Raw genomic sequence first — 21,154 nt, 5'->3', positions numbered from 1 at the left:
CCTTACGCCATTTCGTCTTTAGTCGTCGACAAAAGTCATCTCGGGGACATGGTCGGGAACAATCAGCTTACCCGCTGTTTTATCGATAATTTCTTCGACACTAACACCCGGTGCACGCTCTTTGAGAATAAAGGCACCGTCTTTGATTTCAAGGTACGCCAGATCAGTTAACACACGGTTGATACAGCCTGCACCGGTCAGGGGCAGCTCGCATTTCTCCAACAGCTTGGATTCGCCATGTTTAGAGGCATGAGTCATGGTGCAAATAATATTCTCAGCACCAGCGACTAAATCCATGGCGCCGCCCATCCCTTTAATCAACTTCCCAGGAATCATCCACGAGGCAATGTTGCCTTCCTGGTCAATTTCAAAGGCACCCAGCACGGTTAAGTCGACGTGACCACCGCGAATCATGGCAAAGGATTCAGCGGAGGAGAAAATTGCCGCCCCTGGGCGGGCCGTGACAGTCTCTTTGCCAGCGTTAATCATATCCGGATCCAGCTCGCTTTCAGTCGGGTATCGGCCCATACCCAGCAGCCCATTTTCAGATTGCAGCATGACATCGATGCCGTCGGGAATATAATTGGCAACCAGGGTGGGGATACCGATACCCAGGTTGACGTAAAAACCATCTTCGAGTTCGCGGGCGACGCGCCGAGCCATTTGTTCACGTGTTAAGGCCATGGTGCCTTCCTCTTGTTGAATCGTTAAATGAGAAGCAAGTGAGACGTTTGAAGCTGTGCAGCGCGTTAACTGCGCACCGTGCGTTTTTCAATGCGTTTTTCAAACGTGCCTTGAATAATCCGATCCACATAAATACCTGGGGTATGGATCTGGCTCGGCTCAAGCTCTCCCGGCTCAACAATTTCTTCCACTTCTACCACAGTTATTTTCCCCGCGGTGGCGGCCATAGGGTTAAAGTTCTGCGCCGTATGACGGTACATTACGTTGCCATAGCGGTCTGCCTTCCAGCCTTTCACAATGGCAAAATCGCCGATAATGGCTTCTTCTAAAATACAGTGACGGCCATTAAACTCGCGGACTTCTTTGCCCTCGCCAATCGGCGTGCCATAACCGGTAGCGGTGTAAAAAGCAGGAATACCCGCGCCTCCCGCCCGCATTTTCTCAGCCAGCGTGCCTTGAGGCGTTAAGACCACTTCAATTTCATCATTAAGCATTTGCTGTTCAAACAGGGCATTCTCACCCACATAAGAGGCAAGAATTTTGCGAATTTGGCGATCTTCAAGAAGTATGCCCAGTCCAAAGCCGTCCACCCCGCAGTTATTGGAAACGACGGTGAGATTATCGACACCACGACGCTTAATTTCAGCGATCAGGTTTTCGGGGATACCGCACAAACCAAAGCCGCCGGCGAGCACGGTCATACCGCTTTCGATGCCTTCCATTGCTTCTTGGTAAGAAGCCACACGCTTATCGAATCCTGCCATTGTTGTGCCTCGCGTTGTTGTCGTTGATAAGTACTGTCTTTGATAAGTACTGTCTTTGATAAGTACTGCCGTTGATAGCTACTGTCGTTGAAATGTGCTGTCGGTGATACGTTAACTGCTGCTTTAGGCAGCTTCAGTGTTGTCGCTGATGATATATTTGTTAAGTTTGTTTTTCTTATCAATTTATTTTTAAAACTTATGAAAGGGTATGCCATGACCGTCAAACAGCTTCGCGCCTTTCTTGCGGTCGCCCAAACCCTTAGCTTTACCCAGGCCTGCGAGCGGCTCCACCTTTCTCAACCAGCGCTAAGTCTGGCCATTAAAGGGTTGGAAGAATCATTGGGTGGCAAACTGTTAATTCGAAGCACCCGTAGTGTCAGACTAACCCCAGAAGGCGAATCGTTGCTACCGCTTGCCAAACACCTGCTTGCCCAATGGGACAACACCGAAGAACGGTTACGTCAGCGTTTCACCCTCCAACTGGGTCGGCTTAGCATTGCAGCGATGCCTGCGTTTGCCTGCAACCTACTCCCTGCGGCGTTGGTTAAATTTCGCCAGCAGTACCCTAAAATCAATATCACCGTACATGATGTGATTAACGAAGAAGTCACCGAAATGGTGCGCTCACGCCAAGTAGAGCTGGGCATCGCCTTTTCCCCTGAAGGCACCGGCAGCCTGCTATTTACTCCGCTGTTTGAAGACCACTTTGTCGCTGTAGTACCCCCTGCTTCTACGTTAAATCAGTCCGCAAAGCTATCGTGGGCGCAGCTCCTTGAACACGACTTTATTACCCTTCAGCGCCCATCAATGGTACGCCGCTTACTTGAGCAGGAACTACTTAAGCAACACATGACACTCCCGGTGGCTTTTGAAAGCCACCAGCTTTCCACGGTGGGGCGAATGGTTGCCGACGGATTGGGCGTCAGTGCGGTGCCTTCAATGTGCATTCGTCAAATGCACGAGCTGGGCGCACGGTGCATACCACTAACAACCCCAGGTATTTCTTGCCGCGTGGGCATTTTGACTCAGCAAGAGCTGTCAGTCGCGGCCCATGCGTTACGCACCGTCTTATGCAAAACGGTGCAAGCGCCCTGCTTAAGCCTTAGCTAAATAACACTTAACATGCTTCTATTCGTTGGGTTTATGCTGGGCAGCGCGGCGACGATCCTTTAGCATTCAATCTTAATGAGCTTTCGTCTGACGGTAAGGAAACTTGGTATGCCTATCTTTAAGGGGCTTGTCAGCGCGCTACTGCTGACGCTCAACACACTATTCTGGGGCGTACCGCTTATTTTGCTGACCCTACTCAAAATTATTGCCCCTGGGCAGCGACTGAAGCAGCGGGTATTACAGGGTTTAAATGCGGTCGCGCTAAATTGGATTGGGTTTAATTTATGGTGGATGCGCCATTGGCTTAAACCCGAGCTTCACGCCAGCGTCCCCCATCATTTGAGCCCTCAGCAGTGGTGGCTAGTCATCTCCAATCACCGTAGTTGGACCGATATTTTTATGCTGCTAATGGCGTTACACCGGCGTATTCCAATGCCGCGTTTTTTTCTAAAGCGTCAACTAATCTGGATTCCCATCGTCGGCTTGGCTTTTTGGGCGCTGGAATTTCCGTTTATGCGCCGTTTTAGTCGCGCACAAATAGCCAAAAACCCGCGTTTGGCGACCATTGACCGCATCGCTACCCAGCGCATGTGCCAAAAAGCACGCAACACGCCCATTGCCATTTTCAACTTTGTCGAGGGTACGCGCTTTAGCGTTGCTAAGCGCGACGCACAGCAGAGCCCCTATCGTCATTTGTTACGCCCTAAGGCGGGCGGTGTGGCACAGGTGCTTAGCCTGCTAGGCAACCAATTGAATGGTATCCTGGATGTCACGATCAGCTATGCCAATCCCTCGCCTACTTTTTGGGGGTATTTATGCGGCAAAGAGGGATCTGTCACTTTGCACGCCAAGCAACTGGACATTCCACAGTGGATGTACGCGCCAGATAACCACGACGAAAAGCAGCAAAAGGAACGCTTCCACACATGGATCAATGCACTCTGGTTGGAAAAAGACGGCATGCTGGAAAACCGCACCGATCACGACTAGCCAGCTGGTTAACCGCTCGCCTGCTAATGGGGTTAGCCGTGTGGGCGGTTATAGTGACCGTTCTGGTCGCGCTTTCCGGCTGTGCCGGCGCGCCGCCATCGTCCTCTCAGCGCGCATCAGTCCCCAGCGCCAGTCAGATCAGCGGCAACTGGGTAGAGGTACAGCGTGGCGATACGCTCGGGAAGCTGGCAACGCGGGCCAACGTTCCCCTAGAACGTTTACAGCGCTTTAACCCGAGCGCGGATACTCATCGCCTGAGAGTCGGTCAACGCCTGCTGATACCCACCCAGCAAGAGCGCGCGCCTTCTGGCGGCCCCTACCGTTACCAAATCCGACCCGGTGATACCTTTTCAAGTATCGCCCGGCACTTTGCTACGACCAGTGGGCGCATTCAGAGCGCCAACCCCAGCGCATCGCCCACCGGCTTGCGAGTCGGCCAAGTAGTGGCCGTTCCCTTAAGCAATGCCACAGCGGGTAGCACTAGTCCCAGTCGCACATCCTCAAACACTAGCAAACCCGCCGCTGCCAGTAGCGCTCCCAGCCAGTCGCTACCTACCTCGGCGCGTCGCTGGCCCTGGCCGCTGGACGACTACCGTGTGGTTCGCCGCTACGGTCCAGATAGCCGTGGCACGCTGCAGCCTATGCTGCTTGCCACCCAGGCGGGTGCCCAGGCTAAATCCGTCGCCCCCGGCGAGGTGCGCTTTGCGGATGGCATGCGCCAGCTAGGCGAAGTGGTCATCGTGCATCACGCCGACAATTTACAAACCGTGTACGCGCTATGTGAGCGCATAGTGGTTAAGGTGGGTCAGCAGGTTAGCGCTGGCGACCCGCTTTGCGAAGTCGGCCAAAGCGATTCAACCCAGCGCTATGATTTATTGTTTGATCTTCGCCAAGGCGGCAAGCCTATCGACCCCAAACAGGTACTGCGCTGAACATCAAACCGCTTAATACTGGAAATACCTTGGCGCTGCTTCTGCAGAGCCAAGGGGTTAACCGCGATAGTAGCCAGGTTTCACAAACGGCATGGGGGTCACCACCATGGGCAACTGCTTGCCGCGTACAATGGCATACACCGAGCTTTTCGGTGCTTCCAGCTTGCGACTGACATAGCCCATTGCCACCGGTTTACCGACGCTCGGGCCAAAGCTGCCCGAAGTGACCACACCCACTGTGTTGCCTGCTTCATCAACCAGCGACGCGCCCTCACGCACCGGTGCCCGGCCGTCTGCTAACAAGCCAACGCGCTTGCGCGTGTGATCTTTAGCATCGATTTGATGCAGGATAACTTCAGCACCGGGGAAACCACCGGCGCGTTCACCGCCATGGCGGCGCGGTTTACCAATCGCCCAGATCAAGCTCGCTTCAACGGGGGTTGTCTGCGAATCCATATCGTGACCGTAGAGGCATAAACCAGCCTCTAAACGCAGCGAGTCCCGAGCACCCAGCCCAATGGCCTCTACCTCTGGCTCGGCTAATAACCGTTCGGCGAAGGCTTCACAGGCATCGGCAGCGACTGAGATTTCAAAGCCGTCTTCGCCGGTATAGCCGCTGCGGCTCACCCAGACGTGCTGCCCGGCAATGGTGAAGCGCCCATGCTGCATAAACACCAAATCACAGGCTGCCGGGCAAAGCCGTTGCATCACATCACTTGCCTGGGGGCCTTGCAGCGCCAGCAGGCCCCGCTCTTGTGGCTCAATGGTATGTGTTGACGCTAAATTGAGCCGCAAATGTGCCAGGTCTTGGTCTTTACAGGCAGCGTTGACGACCAAATAAAAATGATCGCCTGCGTTGACCACCATCAAATCGTCAATGATGCCGCCTTCATTGTTGGTGAAAAGTCCGTAACGCTGCGCGCCGGTTTCAAGCCCCACTAAATCAGCCGGAATCAAGGTTTCAAGTGCCTCGGCGACGTTATGGCCAGAAACGATGATCTGCCCCATATGCGAAACATCAAACAGGCCGCACTTTTGACGAGTGTGTTCATGCTCTTTTTTAACCCCTAGCGGGTACTGCACCGGCATATCATAGCCAGCAAAAGGCACCATTTTAGCGCCCAACTTGCGGTGCAGCGCGTGCAGCGGCGTTTGCTTTAACTCAGACATGGGGATTCCTCACTTAACGATGACTTATTTAAAAAAAGGCTCGCTTATAAAAGAGAACGGGAAGTCACCCATCAAGTGCCTTCCCGACTCTGTCACTTTTTACCCTACTGCTTATTGGTCGTGACCCAGCTCTTCACCTGGCAACACATCTTTGCCGTTGAAATAATCCTTGGTCAACTTGAAGACTACCGGTGACAGCAGTGCCAAGGCAATCAGGTTCGGGATCGCCATCATGGCGTTGAAGGTATCCGCCATTAGCCAGATAAAGCCTAGCTGAGCGATAGCGCCAAGTGGGATTGCCAATACAAACAACACCCGATAAATCATAATGGAGCGTGTACCAAACAGAAACTGGAAGCATTTCTCGCCATAAAATGACCAGCCCAGAATGGTCGTAAAGGCAAAAATGGCCAACGCAACTGCAACGATCTGATTACCAAAGCCAGGCAGTGCAGCGTCAAACGAGAGTGCGGTGAGCGACGCACCGGCTTCGCCGTCGATCCACACGGTAGAGGTCAAAATCACCAGAGCGGTAATGGTGCACACAACGATGGTGTCGATGAAGGTCCCCAGCATGGCGATTAAGCCCTGGCGCACCGGGTTTTTAGTTTTGGCCGCGGCATGCGCAATGGGCGCGCTACCCAAGCCCGCTTCATTGGAGAAGATGCCCCGCGCTACACCAAACCGAATCGCGGCCATTACTGCTGCCCCGGCAAAACCACCGGCTGCCGCCATGGGGTTAAAGGCGTAATAGAAAATCAGGCCAAAGGCTTCACCAATCTGCCCGGCATTAATAATTAATACCAACAGGCCAGCGACCACATAGGCAATGCCCATAATGGGTACCAGTTTGCCTGCCACTTTGGCGATCCGTTTGATCCCCCCCAAAATCACCGCGCCTGCCAGCACCATAATGATGAGGCCGGTCAGCCAGTGCGGGACACCAAAAGTTGCGTCCATGGCATCCGCCACGGAGTTCGACTGGACGGTATTACCAATACCAAACGCTGCTACGGCACCAAAAAAAGCGAAGACGCCGCCCAGCCACAGCCATTTTTTACCCAAACCGTTTTTGATATAAAACATCGGCCCACCGACGTGGAAGCCAGTGCTATCGGTTTCACGGTAACGCACCGCCAGCACGGCTTCAGCAAATTTGGTCGCCATGCCGACTAATGCCGTGATCCACATCCAAAAAACCGCGCCAGGACCACCCAAGGCAATGGCCGTGGCCACACCGGCAATATTACCGGTGCCGATAGTCGCTGAAAGCGATGTCATCAAGGCTTCAAAGGGCGATATTTCCCCCTCATCAGCGTCTTTTTTATCAGCACTTGGCTTGGCATCACGGCCAGCCAACATTAGCTTGAAACCCATGCCGAGCTTTCTAATCGGCATCAGTTTCAAGCCAATTTGTAAATAGATCCCCACCCCCAACAACAAAATCAACATAACGGGTCCCCAGACCACGCTGTTGATCGCGCTAAGTAGGCTAGTTAATGTTTCCACGCGTTTCTCCTTACCCCGTTGGTGTGTATTGTTGGTTAATATTCATCATTGGCTACCCCTGGTGCTGCTTTTGCTGATCAGGCTACGCGGTAAACGTTTTACACCATCAACTTAGCAAGCATCTACACGGATGTCGCTTACGCATAGAGAATGCCCCTTTTTTGGCAACCCGATGCATCTCCGTAACGGTATCAGAACCACTTACTTCATTACACTTAGGGAGAGCCAGGAAGGAATTTGTTTCCGATTGGAAACACGTTAACATGCAGCATTTATTGGCTCGGCTAGCCCCTCCCGATAGTGCAAGTAACAAGCACTAATATGCTCGGGTCCAGAAAACTGTTTCATACATAGGAAACCATCATGAGCAATCTTCCTGCCAATCTTCGTTACGCTGAAAGCCACGAATGGGTGCTTGATAATCAAGATGGCACTGTCACCGTGGGTATCACCGATCACGCCCAGCAGGCGCTCGGGGATGTGGTGTTTGTTGAGCTACCTGAAGTGGGGACTGCGCTATCCAAGGGACAAGAGTTTGGTGTCGTTGAGTCGGTCAAAGCCGCGTCTGACCTTTACTCGCCGGTTGTTGGCGAAGTTATCGAAGTCAATGATACCCTTGAGGACTCGCCAGAAAACGTCAACGAAGCCCCTTACGAAGGCGGCTGGATGATGAAAGTACGCTTAGACAGCAACACCCTTGACGACCTGCTAGACGCCGATGCCTATCAAGCCACGCTAAGCGACGACGATTAATCGCACTACTGTGCTTGCCTTTTCCGGCAGGCACTTCGCTTTTCATCCCTGCACGGTTCTCTCTTCACGTTCGGAATCTACCCATGTCTTTTGAAACACGCCGCCTGGCCGAGCTGGCCGACCATGATGCCTTTATCAAACGTCATAATGGCCCCAATGCCGATGATGTGGCCAGCATGCTACAAGCGCTCAACATGCAGCGCATGGAAGACCTGATCGAGCAGACCGTGCCGAGCGATATCCGCCTTGGCCGCGAACTGGCCTTGGACGAACCGCGTAGCGAAACTGAAGCTCTGGATTATTTAGCCCAGCTAGCGCGGCAAAACCGTGTGGCGAAAAGCTATATTGGTCAGGGTTATTACGGCACCCACATGCCTGCAGTGATTCAGCGTAATGTGCTGGAAAACCCGGGCTGGTACACAGCGTATACGCCCTATCAGCCCGAGATATCCCAGGGCCGCCTGGAAGGTTTGCTTAACTTCCAGCAAGTGGTCATGGATTTAACCGGCATGCAGCTGGCGAATGCATCACTGCTTGATGAAGCCACCGCCGCCGCCGAAGCCATGGCGCTCTGCAAACGTGGCAACAAGAAAAGTAAATCCAACGCCTTTTTTGTGGCTGACGACGTTTTCCCACAAACGCTGGACGTGGTTAAAACCCGGGCCGCGTTTTTTGGCTTTGAGCTAATTACCGGCCCAGCCGACGCGTTGGCCGAGCATGATGTCTTTGGCGCGCTACTTCAGTACCCGTCCGCCAGTGGTGAAATTCACGACCTGGCACCGCTATTAAGCACAGCGGCTGAGCGCAATATTATGACCTGCGTGGCAACAGACCTATTAAGCCTGGTGCTGCTTAAAGAGCCCGGCCAACTTGGCGCGGACATTGTGGTGGGCAACTCCCAGCGCTTTGGCGTGCCAATGGGCTTTGGCGGGCCCCATGCGGCTTTCTTCGCCACCTCCGATAAGCTCAAACGCTCTATCCCAGGGCGGATTATCGGTGTCTCTAAAGATAGCCGTGGTAACACCGCCCTGCGCATGGCGATGCAGACCCGCGAGCAGCACATCCGCCGAGAGAAAGCGACCTCGAACATCTGTACGGCACAGGCACTTCTGGCCAATATCGCAGGCTTTTACGCCACCTATCACGGTGCTGAAGGGTTGCGCAAGATCGCTGGTCGCGTTCACCGTTTGACAACCCTGTTGGCAGAGGGCCTTAAGCAAGCAAGCGTGACGCTCGGCCATGGCAGCTGGTTTGATACACTGCGCCTGACCGGCATCGATGCGGGCAAAATCCATGGTCGCGCCATGACCCACGATATTAACCTGCACTACTTTGCCAATGGTGATGTGGGCATCAGCCTTGATGAAACCACCACTGCCCATGACGTGGCGGCATTGTTTGATGTACTGCTCGGTGACGAGCACGGGCTTTCTGTAGCGACCTTGGATGAACACGCTATCGCTAACGGCACCACCGGCATTCCCGCTGCCTGTCGTCGTGACAGTGAGTTTTTAACTCACCCCACCTTTAGCCGCTACCGCAGCGAAACCGAAATGCTGCGCTATTTAAAGCGCCTTGAGAATAAAGATCTGTCGCTTGCCCATGCGATGATTCCGCTCGGTTCCTGCACCATGAAGCTTAACGCCACCAGCGAAATGCTTCCCGTTTCCTGGCCATCGTTCGCGCATCTGCACCCTTTCGCTCCCCGCGACCAGGTGGCTGGGTACCAGCAGATGATTGACGAGCTTTCGGCCTTTTTGGTCGAAGTGACTGGTTACGACCATATCTCGATGCAGCCCAACTCCGGTGCTCAGGGTGAATATGCCGGTCTGGTCGCCATCCGCCGCTATCAGGCGGCCCAGGGTGAGGGGCATCGCGATGTCTGCTTGATTCCTAGCTCCGCCCACGGTACTAACCCAGCCTCGGCAGCCATGGTGCAGATGAAAGTGGTGGTCGTCGAGTGTGATCAAAACGGCAATATCGACATGGCGGATTTGCGTCAGAAAGCTGAGCAGCACCGCGATCAGCTCTCCGCCATTATGCTGACCTACCCTTCGACTCACGGCGTATTTGAGACCAGCGTGCGCGACGCGTGCAAGGTCGTTCACGACAACGGTGGCCAGGTGTATATCGATGGCGCCAATATGAACGCCCAGGTAGGCTTAACTCGCCCCGGCGATTTTGGCGGCGATGTGTCTCACCTCAACCTGCACAAAACGTTCTGCATTCCCCATGGCGGCGGTGGCCCAGGCATGGGCCCTATCGGTGTTAAAGCCCACCTTGCGCCTTTCGTTTCAAACCACGTGGTCACGCCGATCAACGGTGTAAACGCTGAGAGCGGCGCGGTGTCCGCAGCGGCTTTCGGCAGCGCCTCTATACTCCCCATCTCGTGGGCTTACATTAAGATGATGGGCGCTCGCGGTCTGCGTGAGGCCACCGAGCTCGCTATCCTCAACGCTAATTACATTGCCAAACGTCTGGAAACGTCATTCCCGATTCTCTACCGCGGCCAGAACGGCACCGTTGCTCACGAATGTATTATCGATATTCGGCCGCTCAAAGCTGCCTCGGGGATAAGCGAAGAAGATATCGCCAAGCGCCTGATGGATTACGGCTTTCACGCGCCGACAATGTCATTCCCAGTGCCGGGCACGCTGATGATCGAGCCGACCGAATCTGAGTCGCTCTATGAAATTGATCGTTTTTGCGATGCCATGCTAGCGATTAGGCAAGAGATTGCCCGCGTAGAAAGCGGTGAGTGGCCACTGGCCAATAACCCGCTGGTTAACGCGCCACACACTCAAGCGGACCTGATGGATAACGAATGGCAGCGACCCTATGACCGTCAGCTAGCGGCCTTCCCGACCGCCGCGGTGCAAGCCGCTAAATACTGGCCCGCCGTCAACCGCGTCGACAACGTGTTTGGCGACCGTCAATTGATTTGCTCTTGCCCTAGCATTGACGAATATCGCGACTAAAAGGCGATGAGTCATTTTTGCAACGCCCCTGGTGCCTACGTTGATGACAACGGCTCCAGGGGCGTTGTTTCTTGAATGCGCTGAGCGTGGAAGCCATTTAACAGCTTCTCGTAGCGCTTAGGCAGTACCGAGTCGCGACGACGCAGTAAATAGAGCACTTCATTAACCGCATTGGCAAGCGTCAGCGCTTTTACCTGACGCTGCCAGGGCGAGGTTTCCAATACCAAACGTGACACCACGGTAAATCCCAACCCCCTAGCAACCGCGTCCAACACCATACTGACTTCATTGGTAAAGCCTTGATGGCGAAAGTGAGTCATCGAACGAAATTCTTCAGGATAATTCGCCCGTAGCAGCGCATTAGCGTGGTTAATGCCATCGTAGTAGTTCAGAAAGCCAATGCCCATCAAATCAGATAGCGTGTCACCGGTAAAATCAGCAGGCACGACCAAACAGAGCGGCTCCTGGTGCCAAATGGTGCAATCAAGCTCAGGGTGATTGATTACCTCGGTGACAATCCCGATATCATAGCGTCCGTTCAGCAGGTCATTGACGATTTCATGGTTAAAGGCAAAGCTATAGTTAACCGTTAAGTTGGGATGCATTTGCTGCTGCCCCAATATGTACGGATACAGCATCAGGCCAACGCTGCCGGGGGAGGCAATTCGGCAGTCGCCACTATCAAGAGAGTCATCATCCAGCCCATGACGAAACTGCTCGTGTTCGGCAAAAAGCTTTAAGGCATAATCATAAGCACGGCGGCCAGTTTCGGTTAACGTAAAACCACGCCCCTTCCTTTCTATCAGCTCTTTATTCAAATAACTCTCCAGCTTGCGCACATGCTGGCTGACGCCGGGCTGGGTCATTTCTAAACGTTGAGCGGTGCGTGTAAAACTCCCTGTTTCTACTAGCGTAATGAAGGTACGAAAATATTGGGCATTGAACATAGTTAAGCGCCGTGGTCTTTAGAAGCGATCTTTGAAAAGCGGTCTTTGCAAACAATGTCAGTGAAAGATGCTGGATAAAAAAATGTTTTTTTTAACCGCCATTATCTTAAATATTTTTTATAATAACACAGACGTGCCAGCCGCCTCCCGCCCTGTACCCTCTGCTTGGGCGTGGTAATATGCCAACAGCAACCAAATGACTAGAGACAGCCCCGCTAATGACCGAAAAAGTTCAGCCTCGCGACACCCTTTCCAGCATTATTTCTCCGGAGGGAAGCCTTGAAGTACTTTCCCAACATGAAGTCAATCGCTTGCATAAAACGTCCCAAAGCGGCCTGCATGATCTGCTTCGCCGTTGCGCATTGGCCGTCTTAAATTGCGGCAACCCTAGCGATGACAGCCTGGAGATCTTAGAAACCTATAAAGATTTTGATATTGAGGTATTACAACAGGATCGCGGCATTCGCTTAAAACTGACTAACGCCCCTGCAGAAGCGTTCGTGGACGGTCGTATGATACGCGGTATCCGCGAGCATCTATCCTCGATCATTCGCGATATTGTTTACGTCTATAATGAAATACAGCTCCACAGCCGTTTTGACCTGAGCACCGGTGAAGGCACGACCAACGCGGTATTCCATATCCTTCGCAAAGCCGGCACGCTGAAGCCTGGGCGCGACCCTAGCCTCGTGGTGTGCTGGGGCGGTCACTCCATTTCCCGCGAAGAGTATGAATATACTAAAGATGTGGGCTACCATTTAGGGCTGCGTGATTTAGACATTTGTACTGGCTGTGGCCCAGGCGCAATGAAAGGCCCCATGAAGGGCGCAAACGTTGCCCATGCCAAACAGCGGCGCAAAGAAGGCCGCTATTTAGGGATTTCAGAGCCGGGGATTATCGCCGCCGAAGCGCCCAACCCCATCGTCAATGAACTGGTTGTCATGCCTGACATTGAAAAACGTTTAGAAGCCTTTGTGCGTCTGGGCCATGGCATTATCGTATTTCCGGGCGGAGTTGGCACCGCGGAAGAAATTCTCTATTTACTGGGTATTCTGTTGCACCCCAGCAACAAGGATATTCCTTTCCCATTAATTTTCACCGGCCCTGCAGATTCTGCGGCCTACTTTCAGAAAATTGATGAATTCTTGGTTTATACCTTAGGCGAGGAAATCCGTCGCTATTACACGATCATTACCGGCGACCCGGTAGCCGTGGCTCGGCGCATGCGCCAAGGTGTCGATGAAATCGCAGAATTCCGCCGTACTCATCAGGACGCGTTTTACTACAACTGGCGGCTGACCATTGCGCGGGATTTCCAGGCTACCTTTGAGCCAACTCACGAAGCGATGCACACCTTAGCGCTGCACCGCCAGCAGCCTACTCATGAACTTGCTGCCAATCTGCGCCGCGCTTTCTCAGGCATTGTGGCTGGCAATGTGAAAGAGTCAGGCATTCGTGCGATTGAAGCTTTCGGGCCCTTTGTGCTGACGGCTGAAACCGAACTAATGCAGCGATTGGATGAGCTGCTTGCCTCTTTTGTGGCCCAAGGCCGCATGAAGCTTGATGGTAAGGCGTACACGCCCTGCTACGTACTGAAATAATGACAAAGGTCCGCCATAGCTACTAACTGAGATAGTTACTAACTGAGATAGTTACTAACTGAGATAGTTACTAACTGAGATAGTTACTAACTGAGATAGCCGCTATGGCGAATGTCGTGATTGATGCAAAAACTTAACCTAACGATAGAGCGCGCTACTTCTTGGCTTGCGTGTTTAGCACTTACTCAGCGCTTGAAAGAGCGACCCCGGTATATTCATCACGCAGGCGTTCCAGCTTGGCCGTTTCGCTTTCGGATAGTTCCGGGGAGTCCCAAAGGGGCTGGTCGTCACTACCACGCAGACCTTTGAGGGTAATCGTGAGTTCAGCATCAGCCGGTATCTGAGCATCCCCCCAAGGTCCAAAGCGGTTGGGCGCAAGGCTCCACTGCTGGGTCTCGCCCGGCTCGATGCCCCCTGTGGCAACGTAATAAAAGGTTTCATCAACCCAGGGCACCGTTCTATCAGAGCTGGTCAAGACGCCTCGCAAAAATAGCTCAGAAATAGCTTGGTCCGTGCCATTGGTTACTTCAAGGTCAATCACAGGCTCCGGGACACCATAAGGGCTTACCCCCGTGTAGTAGCGAGCACTATCAATGGTAAGCCGCGCTAACTGCTGCTGATCACTGGCAGCTTTTGAGCGTTTTTCTTCCAGCCGCCTTAAAGTGCGAATAGCATGGTCACGTTCTCTTGCTCGCCTATCGCGTAGAATCTTGTCGGCCCGCTGAATAATCTGGTCGCCGGTCAAGCCATGCATTTGCGCATTGGCTAACTCGGCGATTTCAGCCGCATTCATGCGCTGGGGATTGAGAATATCGACCCCATCAAAGGTCGCCGTGGCAATAATAATTAACCCTCGATCAAATTCACTGCGTTTATACGAGGGTAGCGACTCGCGAACCTTCTCAACAGAGACTACCGATGCTGGCATGGAACTAGTGTCAATTTTAGGATCTGAGCAACCTGCTATCATCAATACCGCTAGTGATAATGCAGACAGCCTTAAAAGGCTACGCATTCAATAACCTCAAAGCATGCAAAAAATTGCTGAGAAGCTTAACGGAAAGTGCTATTCATCACTACCCTTTGAACTTAGTTGGCCTCCTTTTCCACTGGCTTAATGACGACGAGCTCTTTATAAGCGTGCCAGCTGGCATGCCCCAGCACTGGCAAAATCAACGCGAACCCAAGGTAAAACGTCGCGATACCCACCAGCACACAGCCTGTCAGCATTGCTGCCCAAATTAGCATGGTGCGAAAATTACCCGATACACAACGAATACTGGCCTCAATACCTTCCATGAAGGTTAAATCGTGATCCATTATGGTGGGGATCGCTACAACGCTAATGGCAAATGTCCCAAGCGCCATAACAGCGCCAGCGACAGTCCCTATTGCCAACATACCCAAGCCTTCGGGCGTTGTTACCAGTGATGTGTAAACCGCTTGTGGGCTAAGGACTTCAAGGCCAAAAAATAATGCCAACAGCAGCGTCGTGAGGCGAATCCAGGCAAGAAAAGAAATCAACATCATGACGCCTATCATCGCTAGTTGCCCAGCATAAGGCTTCCAACTGCTGAATGCATCGCCAAGGTTAGGTGTTCGCCCTTGCTCAATGGCTTGGCTGATACCGTAAGCACCAACAGCGACTAAGGGGCCGAGCAGCATAAAGCCCGCGACCATTGGTAACAACAAATGCCAATAGCCTAAGGCAACCGTGGCCACCGTAATAGCAATGCTCAACGCTACCCAAAATAGGCCATACGATAAACTGACCGCCTTCGCGGCCCGGAAGTCCTGCATACCGGCAATTAACCAGGCTTTAGGTCTATCACTTGTTAGCCGATTAACGCTAATGTTGACGCTGGGCACCTCAGCGATGCTTGGCGTTTTTGTCGTCGACTTATTCATGCCGTAACTCCTGTGGTGATAGCACCCAATCAGAACTAACTTGGCGTTCACTAATGATCGAGGTGAAAGCGATAGCCCCTGAGTGGGAGTTGCTAGGGCGTGGTGTTTGAAATACCTATGACACATGGTGGTACAAAAGCTATACATATGTCCATTTCTGTACCATTAATTATTTAAGATAGGTACGCATTGATGGTGTCATCATCAGTAGCAGATGTTGCTTTACTTACCCCTCTCAGGCGCTATGATTGGGTTGTGATACAAAAATTATACGCTGCATAAATAACTCACCAATAAATGTTCAGCCGTTGACGTATCAACAGCAGAATGTAAGGGAATTATCCGCCAGTGAAGGAGGTTGCATTGATGGCGCAGAGCCTTAACAAAGTGGTTTCTTTTGATAACGAACCACTGATTTTAGTTGACGAAAATAACGCAGTGCTGGGGTACGACGCTAAAGCGGCATGCCACCAAGGCCAAGGGCAACTGCACAGAGCGTTCTCTATCTTTGTATTTAACCGCCACAATGAATTGCTTATACAACAGCGCAGCGCAAGCAAACCGTTATGGCCACTGTTCTTGTCAAACAGCTGCTGCAGCCACCCGCGTAAGGGGGAAAGTGATTTAGAATCTGCGCGACGTCGTTTGCGAGAGGAACTGTCTATCACGGCAGAGCCAAAGTTCCTCTACCGCTTCCGTTATCACGCCACCTACGGCAATATTGGATCCGAACATGAATTGTGCTCGGTCTACGTAACTCGCTCAGATGACCACATTGAGGTCAATGAAAGTGAAGTTGCCGACTGGTGTTACATGGCGCCTGATACACTGGATATGGAACTGGCAGTCAACCCCGAACGTTACACCCCTTGGCTCAAGCTTGAATGGCCTACTTTGCGCAAGGCATTCTGGCCCCAGATAGAGGCTCTCTAAAAAGAATTGCTCTTTAAAGAGAGCCTGTTACCACTAAAAAGTGACCCCGAGCGGTCAGCATGGAGACAGTCAATGAACACAAGATCATTAACAGTGGTGGCTGTCATACGTCCCGACTCAGTATTCCAAGGACCCGACTAGCATGCGGCCGAGCTCTCTCGCCCTACAGAACCGGCTGCTACCCGGTGTTTCTAGGTCGTTCGCCTTAACCATTCCTCAGTTGCCGACGGCACTACGCCCGGCGATTACCAATGCCTACTTGCTGTGCCGTATCGCCGACACAGTTGAAGACAGCGCTAACATGGCGCCTACCGACAAAGATGCACATTATCAGCGCCTGCTAGCCGGTTTAGACGATGCTAGCGCCGCTCGTGAATTCTCGAGTGTGTTGCTGGGCACTGGTCTAGTACAGGATCCTCTGGAACAAGAGCTGGTCGCCGAGACGCCCGGCATATTGCGCGCATTCGGCGAATTACCCGGCGAAAGGCAAGCAGCATTACGTGACTGTATCACCACCATGTGCACCGGCATGGCTGATTTCGAACGCTTAAAAAACCCACACGGCCTACCCGATCGAGGTTGCCTGCGGAACTACTGTTATGTGGTGGCTGGCTGCGTCGGCGAGATGTTGACCCGGCTGTTTGCCGATACCCATCGTGACATCCACGCTCAGCGCGACGAACTCCAGCGTCTTTCGACTTCTTTTGGTCAAGGGCTACAGATGACTAACATCTTGAAAGACATCTGGGACGATCGTCAGCGTGGTATTTGCTGGCTCCCGCGCGACGTCTTTGAGGAGCATGGTGTCGATCTAGTGCGGGTAGACAACTGGCAGCGTCACCCAGGCTATCAAGAGGGCATACGCTTTCTGGTGGCCGTTGCCCACCACCATTTACAATGTGCACGCGATTATACGCTGCTTATTCCAGCCTCCGAGGTTGGCATCCGGCGATTCTGCAGCTGGTCAATCGGCATGGCGCTTGCCACGTTACGCAATATAATCGGCCATCTGGACTACACCTCGGGCGAGCAAGTCAAGATATCACGCCGACGCCTACGCCTGATCGTAGCCACGTGTAATCTTTCGGCAGGCAGCAATACGCTACTAAGCGGCGCTTTCAAGCTAGGCTGCCATCGGCTACCCGATGCTCAAGAACACCAAATCGGACCGCTATTAGCGGCAAGGCGGTATGGATGAACGTTGGTTATGGCCGCTCAGCTTTTATAGGTAATCTTGCATTGGCGAGCTATCGTCGTAATCTGGCCAATCTATATTCGGTATCAGCCGTTTGTTAAGCCAAGACTCATAGCGCTCAAGACGGGATAGAACCATCTCAATATCAACGTATTCATCATTTTTCCCAAACCAAACTTGTTGAGTCATAGGTATGCTTTGCTTTTATGCGGCCTACGTTGTCGCACCCATAGCGTAGCTTATGACACCTCATCCTTTGGGGAAGGCACGCTATGGATATGTTGGTACGTTCATCTTCAGCTACGGCGGATGCACAACGTGAGTTGGCGAAGTGGCAGGCGGATCGCGCTTATTGGGCAGACGCACTCCCTGTCATGGAGTTGCTGAGCGAGTTTTTAACGTTAACTCCCGTGCTACAGCAACAAATAGCAACGGCTAGCACCGATGGTCAGCATCTTTACTTCTGCCCACGTTACAGCGCCACCCTCTCCGATGAGTCACGTCGTTTTTTGCATGCTCATCTAATCTGGCATTGCGTGGCAGGCCATTTAACCGCCCCGCTGGTGGCTAACCCACATCGCTGGCATCTAGCGTGTGATCATGAAGTCAATGCGCTGCTGTTGGCACTTGGCTTACCGCTGCCTTTGAATGCCCTGCTATTCCCTGTATGCGTTGGCCGCAGTGCTATAGACGTATATCGCTGGCTTGGAGGGCACCCTGATACGTCAATTGAGACGTCCCTCGATATTCATCCTGCCGCGTTATGGTGCCACCTCCCCAACGCCACCCCAAACCACCACATAACTGGGCTTTGGCGACGCCGGGCCCATTTGATTGCACGGAAGCCCGATGCGCTGCCCAAGAGAGTCGCTAAGTTTTGTGAGGCGCGATAAACTTATTGCTTTCATTCCTACAGTAAGGGTTAGCGTCACTATGTCTTATACGCGCGATACGCTTTTTCGCTACTTGACGCTTCTACAACTCATTCCCCGTTATCCTGGACGAATGTCGACCCCCGTGTTGAAAGAGAAACTCGCTGAGCGAGGGTTCCATATTGATACGCGATCATTACAACGTGACCTGAGCCAAAAACTCTCTACGCAGTTTCCCATCGGCTGCGACGATAGCCAGAAGCCTTACCGGTGGTATTTCGATCGCGACTTTCAGTGTCAACTGCCTGCGCTGGACGTGCCGAGCGCGCTAACGTTGGTGCTTGCAGAAGAGTATTTAAAAGGGTTGTTACCTCCCGTGGTGGTTGGGCAGTTATCGCCGCACTTCACGGACGCGAGGCGGCTGCTTGATGAGATGAGTTCCAACGGTTTGAGCCAATGGGCACGGAAAGTCCGCGCCATCCCCAATGGCAAAGCGCTTATCCCCGCGGCGATTAATGAAATGACGTGGCAGATAGTCTCGCAAGCCTTGCTGGAGCAGAAACCGGTGGATGTCGTGTACTTATCACGCACGTCCAAAGCGGAAAAACACTTTACCCTTCACCCTCAAGGGCTAGTCAGCCGACACAGCGTGACGTATTTGCTGGCGACAGTGGACGACTATGACGATATCCGCCAGTTCGCCATGCACCGTATCGAAGCAGCCAATCTAAGCGAAGCGACTTGGCGACCTTTGCACGGTTTTGACTTGGACAATTACATAGCCAGCGGGGCGTTTGGCTATTTGCAAGGCAAAGCTCCCCTCACCCTCGTCGCCCATGTAGCGCCACAAGTCGCTTGGCTACTCAGTGAAACGCCACTGTCGGAAACTCAACGGCTGACGCCATTGTCCGACACCAGCTGGCAACAGCTAGAAGCCGAGGTGCCCGATGACCAACAAACCCTTTGGTGGCTAATGGCCATGGGCGCCAATGTCAACGTACTGGCCCCAGCGGCATGGCGAGAAACGCTAAAGACTAATGCTGAGCAAGTACTCGCGCATTACCAACGCACACCGGTCGCGCATGAAACCTCTTAACGACGAGCTATCGACAACCAAGATTATTGAAAGGAGATAACGGTGCTCTGTTTTGCTTACGGCTCCAATATGTCAACCCAGCGCCTAGCCGCGCGGATTCCAGCGCGTTTTGTGACCACCGCCCTTCTACCAGCGCATCGCCTGGCCTTTCATCAGCAAAGCGGAGACGGCTCCGGCAAGTGCGATATTGTACCGGCACCCGATCAGTCGGCCGTTTATGGCGTCGTATGGGAAGTTGCTTGGCACCATAAGCTGATACTGGACCGTTATGAAGGGCTCAACGCTGCCTACGATGAAACCAAGTTAACGGTAACTGACCTGGCGGGTGAAGGGCAATTTGAAGTACAGGCGTATGTTGGCAAGAACACCGCTACTGGCATACGCCCCTATACGTGGTACAAGCACCATGTGTTAGCGGGCGCACGAGAACACCAGTTACCCGCGGCCTATGTCCGCGCACTAGAACGAGTTGAAGCCCAAATTGACCCCGACACCGAACGCCACGCACGCGAAATGGTGTTACATGGAATCAATGAACCGTTAGTGCGATGAACATAATGGGCAATGACGAGCGTTTAATCGCGTTTTACCGCGGGGAAGGCCACGATCATAAAGGTCGTCGACTCGAAGACATCTGGGCGCTCCCGACTTTCTGGCTGGAGCACACCCACAATTATATCCAATGGCTGTTTCCTATCCCCGAAATGGGTCGCTTTAACGCTTTTGCGCCTTTACTGACAACCGAAGTACAGGCGGCTTTTGAAAGAGAAACTCTATTACGCCAACACCAGCAGCGCTCGTTAGACGTAATGCTGAATTTTTTTGGACTCGTGCGTGATGACGACGTTATATCTGCACAACCTACTCTAGCCATTCAGACCCACATTTGGCTTAAAACCGGTGGGCATAACCATCTGCGCATTACGCGCATTATTCGGTCGTTAGCGCTATGCCACCAGCCAGAACTTGCCCGTGCTTTCCAGCAGGCGGTAATAGAGATTGGCAGTCAGCAAGGAATAGTGTCTGAAACATCAGTGCAGTTTTGGCGGAATGCGATTTAAAGCAGTTTCAACGAATCAACATCAGCAATGGCATTCAGCCAAGTGTTACCTATTTGCTAGCTAAAATGGACGATGCCACCGCGACACCAGCGGTAGCAGGCTTCAGCGCAGCCTTGAACCAGATGCCGACAACCGCTCGAAAAAGCATGACCTATGATCGGCAGCGCACTGATCTACACTTGCTGACCTGCCATTATATTAAATTGCCCCCTACGAGGCTGAGGTTCTCTTGGCTTAGTGACGATGGCGGCACTCACCGCCCTTCTGTTTATCATTGCCTGGAATACGAGTGAGGCACGACATTTCGTGAGCACCCTTCGCTAAGCCCTCGGGGGCGTGGCGGTTCTCATTATATGCTTTGGACTCGCCGTGCTTTTCGATATGGTCTTGGCGGTAGCTGTAGGCCTTGAGCTGGCCTCAGTATTATTCACCCGGAGGATGTCATTAATAACTCAAACGAATCAAATTGACGTCGACAACCATCCTTCCATCAAAGGGCATCCAGCAGAAGTAGCGCTTTATAACATCGATGGCCCACTATTTTTGGTGCAGCGGAAAAAGCGCTGACATCACTGCATCTAGTAGATACGAACATTAAAACAGTCATTATCGATATGCACGACGTGCCAAGCATGGATGGCACCGCCATTG

At 52.7% G+C, this 21,154-nt stretch carries 19 protein-coding genes and 1 pseudogene; 13 read left to right on the top strand and 7 right to left on the bottom strand.

Annotated elements, in window-relative coordinates; all coding sequences use genetic code 11:
- Positions 1 to 18 precede the first annotated feature (18 nt).
- Both RZA33_RS03080 and RZA33_RS03075 read right to left on the bottom strand, forming a co-directional pair.
- On the bottom strand, positions 19 to 684 hold the full coding sequence (locus RZA33_RS03080; RefSeq protein WP_317506381.1) for a CoA transferase subunit B: 666 nt from the start codon (positions 682 to 684) through the stop codon (positions 19 to 21).
- A 65-nt stretch (positions 685 to 749) separates the two neighbouring features.
- Positions 750 to 1,448 (bottom strand): CoA transferase subunit A, encoded by a 699-nt coding sequence (locus RZA33_RS03075; RefSeq protein WP_317506380.1) that lies wholly within the window; start codon positions 1,446 to 1,448, stop codon positions 750 to 752.
- Between the two features lie 213 nt (positions 1,449 to 1,661).
- On the opposite strand from RZA33_RS03075, the gene RZA33_RS03070 reads away from it, so the two are divergent.
- The 3 genes from RZA33_RS03070 to RZA33_RS03060 all read left to right on the top strand — a co-directional run bounded on the left by RZA33_RS03070 (position 1,662) and on the right by RZA33_RS03060 (position 4,480).
- A complete protein-coding gene (locus RZA33_RS03070) occupies positions 1,662 to 2,558 on the top strand; it encodes a LysR family transcriptional regulator (protein ID WP_317506379.1) in 897 nt (298 codons plus the stop codon).
- A gap of 108 nt (positions 2,559 to 2,666) precedes the next feature.
- Positions 2,667 to 3,548: an acyltransferase gene (locus RZA33_RS03065; RefSeq protein WP_317506378.1), complete on the top strand. Its 882-nt coding sequence runs from the start codon at positions 2,667 to 2,669 to the stop codon at positions 3,546 to 3,548.
- Positions 3,549 to 3,574: 26 nt separating this feature from the next.
- On the top strand, positions 3,575 to 4,480 hold the full coding sequence (locus RZA33_RS03060) for a LysM peptidoglycan-binding domain-containing protein (protein WP_317506591.1): 906 nt from the start codon (positions 3,575 to 3,577) through the stop codon (positions 4,478 to 4,480).
- A gap of 57 nt (positions 4,481 to 4,537) precedes the next feature.
- On the opposite strand, the gene gcvT is transcribed toward RZA33_RS03060, so the two are convergent.
- Entirely contained in the window at positions 4,538 to 5,650 is a 1,113-nt protein-coding gene (gcvT, locus tag RZA33_RS03055; RefSeq protein ID WP_317506377.1) for a glycine cleavage system aminomethyltransferase GcvT, read from the bottom strand.
- Between the two features lie 111 nt (positions 5,651 to 5,761).
- Positions 5,762 to 7,159 carry a sodium:alanine symporter family protein gene (locus RZA33_RS03050; RefSeq protein WP_317506376.1) on the bottom strand — a complete coding sequence of 466 codons (1,398 nt, stop codon included), beginning with the start codon at positions 7,157 to 7,159 and terminating at the stop codon, positions 5,762 to 5,764.
- Between the two features lie 363 nt (positions 7,160 to 7,522).
- On the opposite strand from RZA33_RS03050, the gene gcvH reads away from it, so the two are divergent.
- Both gcvH and gcvP read left to right on the top strand, forming a co-directional pair.
- Entirely contained in the window at positions 7,523 to 7,912 is a 390-nt protein-coding gene (gene gcvH, locus RZA33_RS03045) for a glycine cleavage system protein GcvH (RefSeq protein ID WP_317506375.1), read from the top strand.
- Positions 7,913 to 7,995: 83 nt separating this feature from the next.
- The gene (gcvP, locus tag RZA33_RS03040; RefSeq protein ID WP_317506374.1) at positions 7,996 to 10,890 is read left to right on the top strand and encodes an aminomethyl-transferring glycine dehydrogenase; all 2,895 of its coding nucleotides are present in this window, start codon (positions 7,996 to 7,998) and stop codon (positions 10,888 to 10,890) included.
- Between the two features lie 35 nt (positions 10,891 to 10,925).
- Here the strand turns inward: gcvP and RZA33_RS03035 are convergent, their stop codons facing one another.
- Entirely contained in the window at positions 10,926 to 11,837 is a 912-nt protein-coding gene (locus RZA33_RS03035) for a LysR family transcriptional regulator (RefSeq protein ID WP_317506373.1), read from the bottom strand.
- A 218-nt stretch (positions 11,838 to 12,055) separates the two neighbouring features.
- On the opposite strand from RZA33_RS03035, the gene ppnN reads away from it, so the two are divergent.
- On the top strand, positions 12,056 to 13,438 hold the full coding sequence (gene ppnN, locus RZA33_RS03030; RefSeq protein WP_317506372.1) for a nucleotide 5'-monophosphate nucleosidase PpnN: 1,383 nt from the start codon (positions 12,056 to 12,058) through the stop codon (positions 13,436 to 13,438).
- A gap of 181 nt (positions 13,439 to 13,619) precedes the next feature.
- Here the strand turns inward: ppnN and RZA33_RS03025 are convergent, their stop codons facing one another.
- Entirely contained in the window at positions 13,620 to 14,408 is a 789-nt protein-coding gene (locus tag RZA33_RS03025) for a DUF6694 family lipoprotein (protein ID WP_416337841.1), read from the bottom strand.
- 119 nt (positions 14,409 to 14,527) lie between these two features.
- Positions 14,528 to 15,346 carry a DUF2189 domain-containing protein gene (locus RZA33_RS03020; RefSeq protein WP_317506370.1) on the bottom strand — a complete coding sequence of 273 codons (819 nt, stop codon included), beginning with the start codon at positions 15,344 to 15,346 and terminating at the stop codon, positions 14,528 to 14,530.
- A 366-nt stretch (positions 15,347 to 15,712) separates the two neighbouring features.
- On the opposite strand from RZA33_RS03020, the gene idi reads away from it, so the two are divergent.
- The 7 genes and pseudogenes from idi to RZA33_RS02985 all read left to right on the top strand — a co-directional run.
- Positions 15,713 to 16,279 (top strand): isopentenyl-diphosphate Delta-isomerase, encoded by a 567-nt coding sequence (gene idi, locus RZA33_RS03015; protein ID WP_317506369.1) that lies wholly within the window; start codon positions 15,713 to 15,715, stop codon positions 16,277 to 16,279.
- A gap of 142 nt (positions 16,280 to 16,421) precedes the next feature.
- On the top strand, positions 16,422 to 17,477 hold the full coding sequence (locus tag RZA33_RS03010) for a phytoene/squalene synthase family protein (RefSeq protein ID WP_317506368.1): 1,056 nt from the start codon (positions 16,422 to 16,424) through the stop codon (positions 17,475 to 17,477).
- A 269-nt stretch (positions 17,478 to 17,746) separates the two neighbouring features.
- The gene (locus RZA33_RS03005) at positions 17,747 to 18,367 is read left to right on the top strand and encodes a DUF2201 family putative metallopeptidase (RefSeq protein ID WP_317506367.1); all 621 of its coding nucleotides are present in this window, start codon (positions 17,747 to 17,749) and stop codon (positions 18,365 to 18,367) included.
- Between the two features lie 40 nt (positions 18,368 to 18,407).
- Positions 18,408 to 19,442 (top strand): WYL domain-containing protein, encoded by a 1,035-nt coding sequence (locus RZA33_RS03000; protein WP_317506366.1) that lies wholly within the window; start codon positions 18,408 to 18,410, stop codon positions 19,440 to 19,442.
- Between the two features lie 42 nt (positions 19,443 to 19,484).
- Positions 19,485 to 19,994: a gamma-glutamylcyclotransferase family protein gene (locus RZA33_RS02995; RefSeq protein WP_317506365.1), complete on the top strand. Its 510-nt coding sequence runs from the start codon at positions 19,485 to 19,487 to the stop codon at positions 19,992 to 19,994.
- Entirely contained in the window at positions 19,991 to 20,503 is a 513-nt protein-coding gene (locus RZA33_RS02990; RefSeq protein ID WP_317506364.1) for an opioid growth factor receptor-related protein, read from the top strand. Before RZA33_RS02995 ends, RZA33_RS02990 begins: the two co-directional genes overlap by 4 nt.
- A gap of 53 nt (positions 20,504 to 20,556) precedes the next feature.
- Positions 20,557 to 20,670, top strand: a pseudogene (locus RZA33_RS02985) (IS30 family transposase); the annotation flags it as partial.
- Between the last annotated feature and the right edge of the window lie 484 nt (positions 20,671 to 21,154).

The organism is Halovibrio sp. HP20-59, from assembly GCF_033052795.2.
In the GTDB taxonomy this organism is placed as follows: domain Bacteria; phylum Pseudomonadota; class Gammaproteobacteria; order Pseudomonadales; family Halomonadaceae; genus Vreelandella.
Note: the sequence above shows the minus strand (reverse complement) of the source record. Positions and strands in the feature narration are given on the sequence as shown.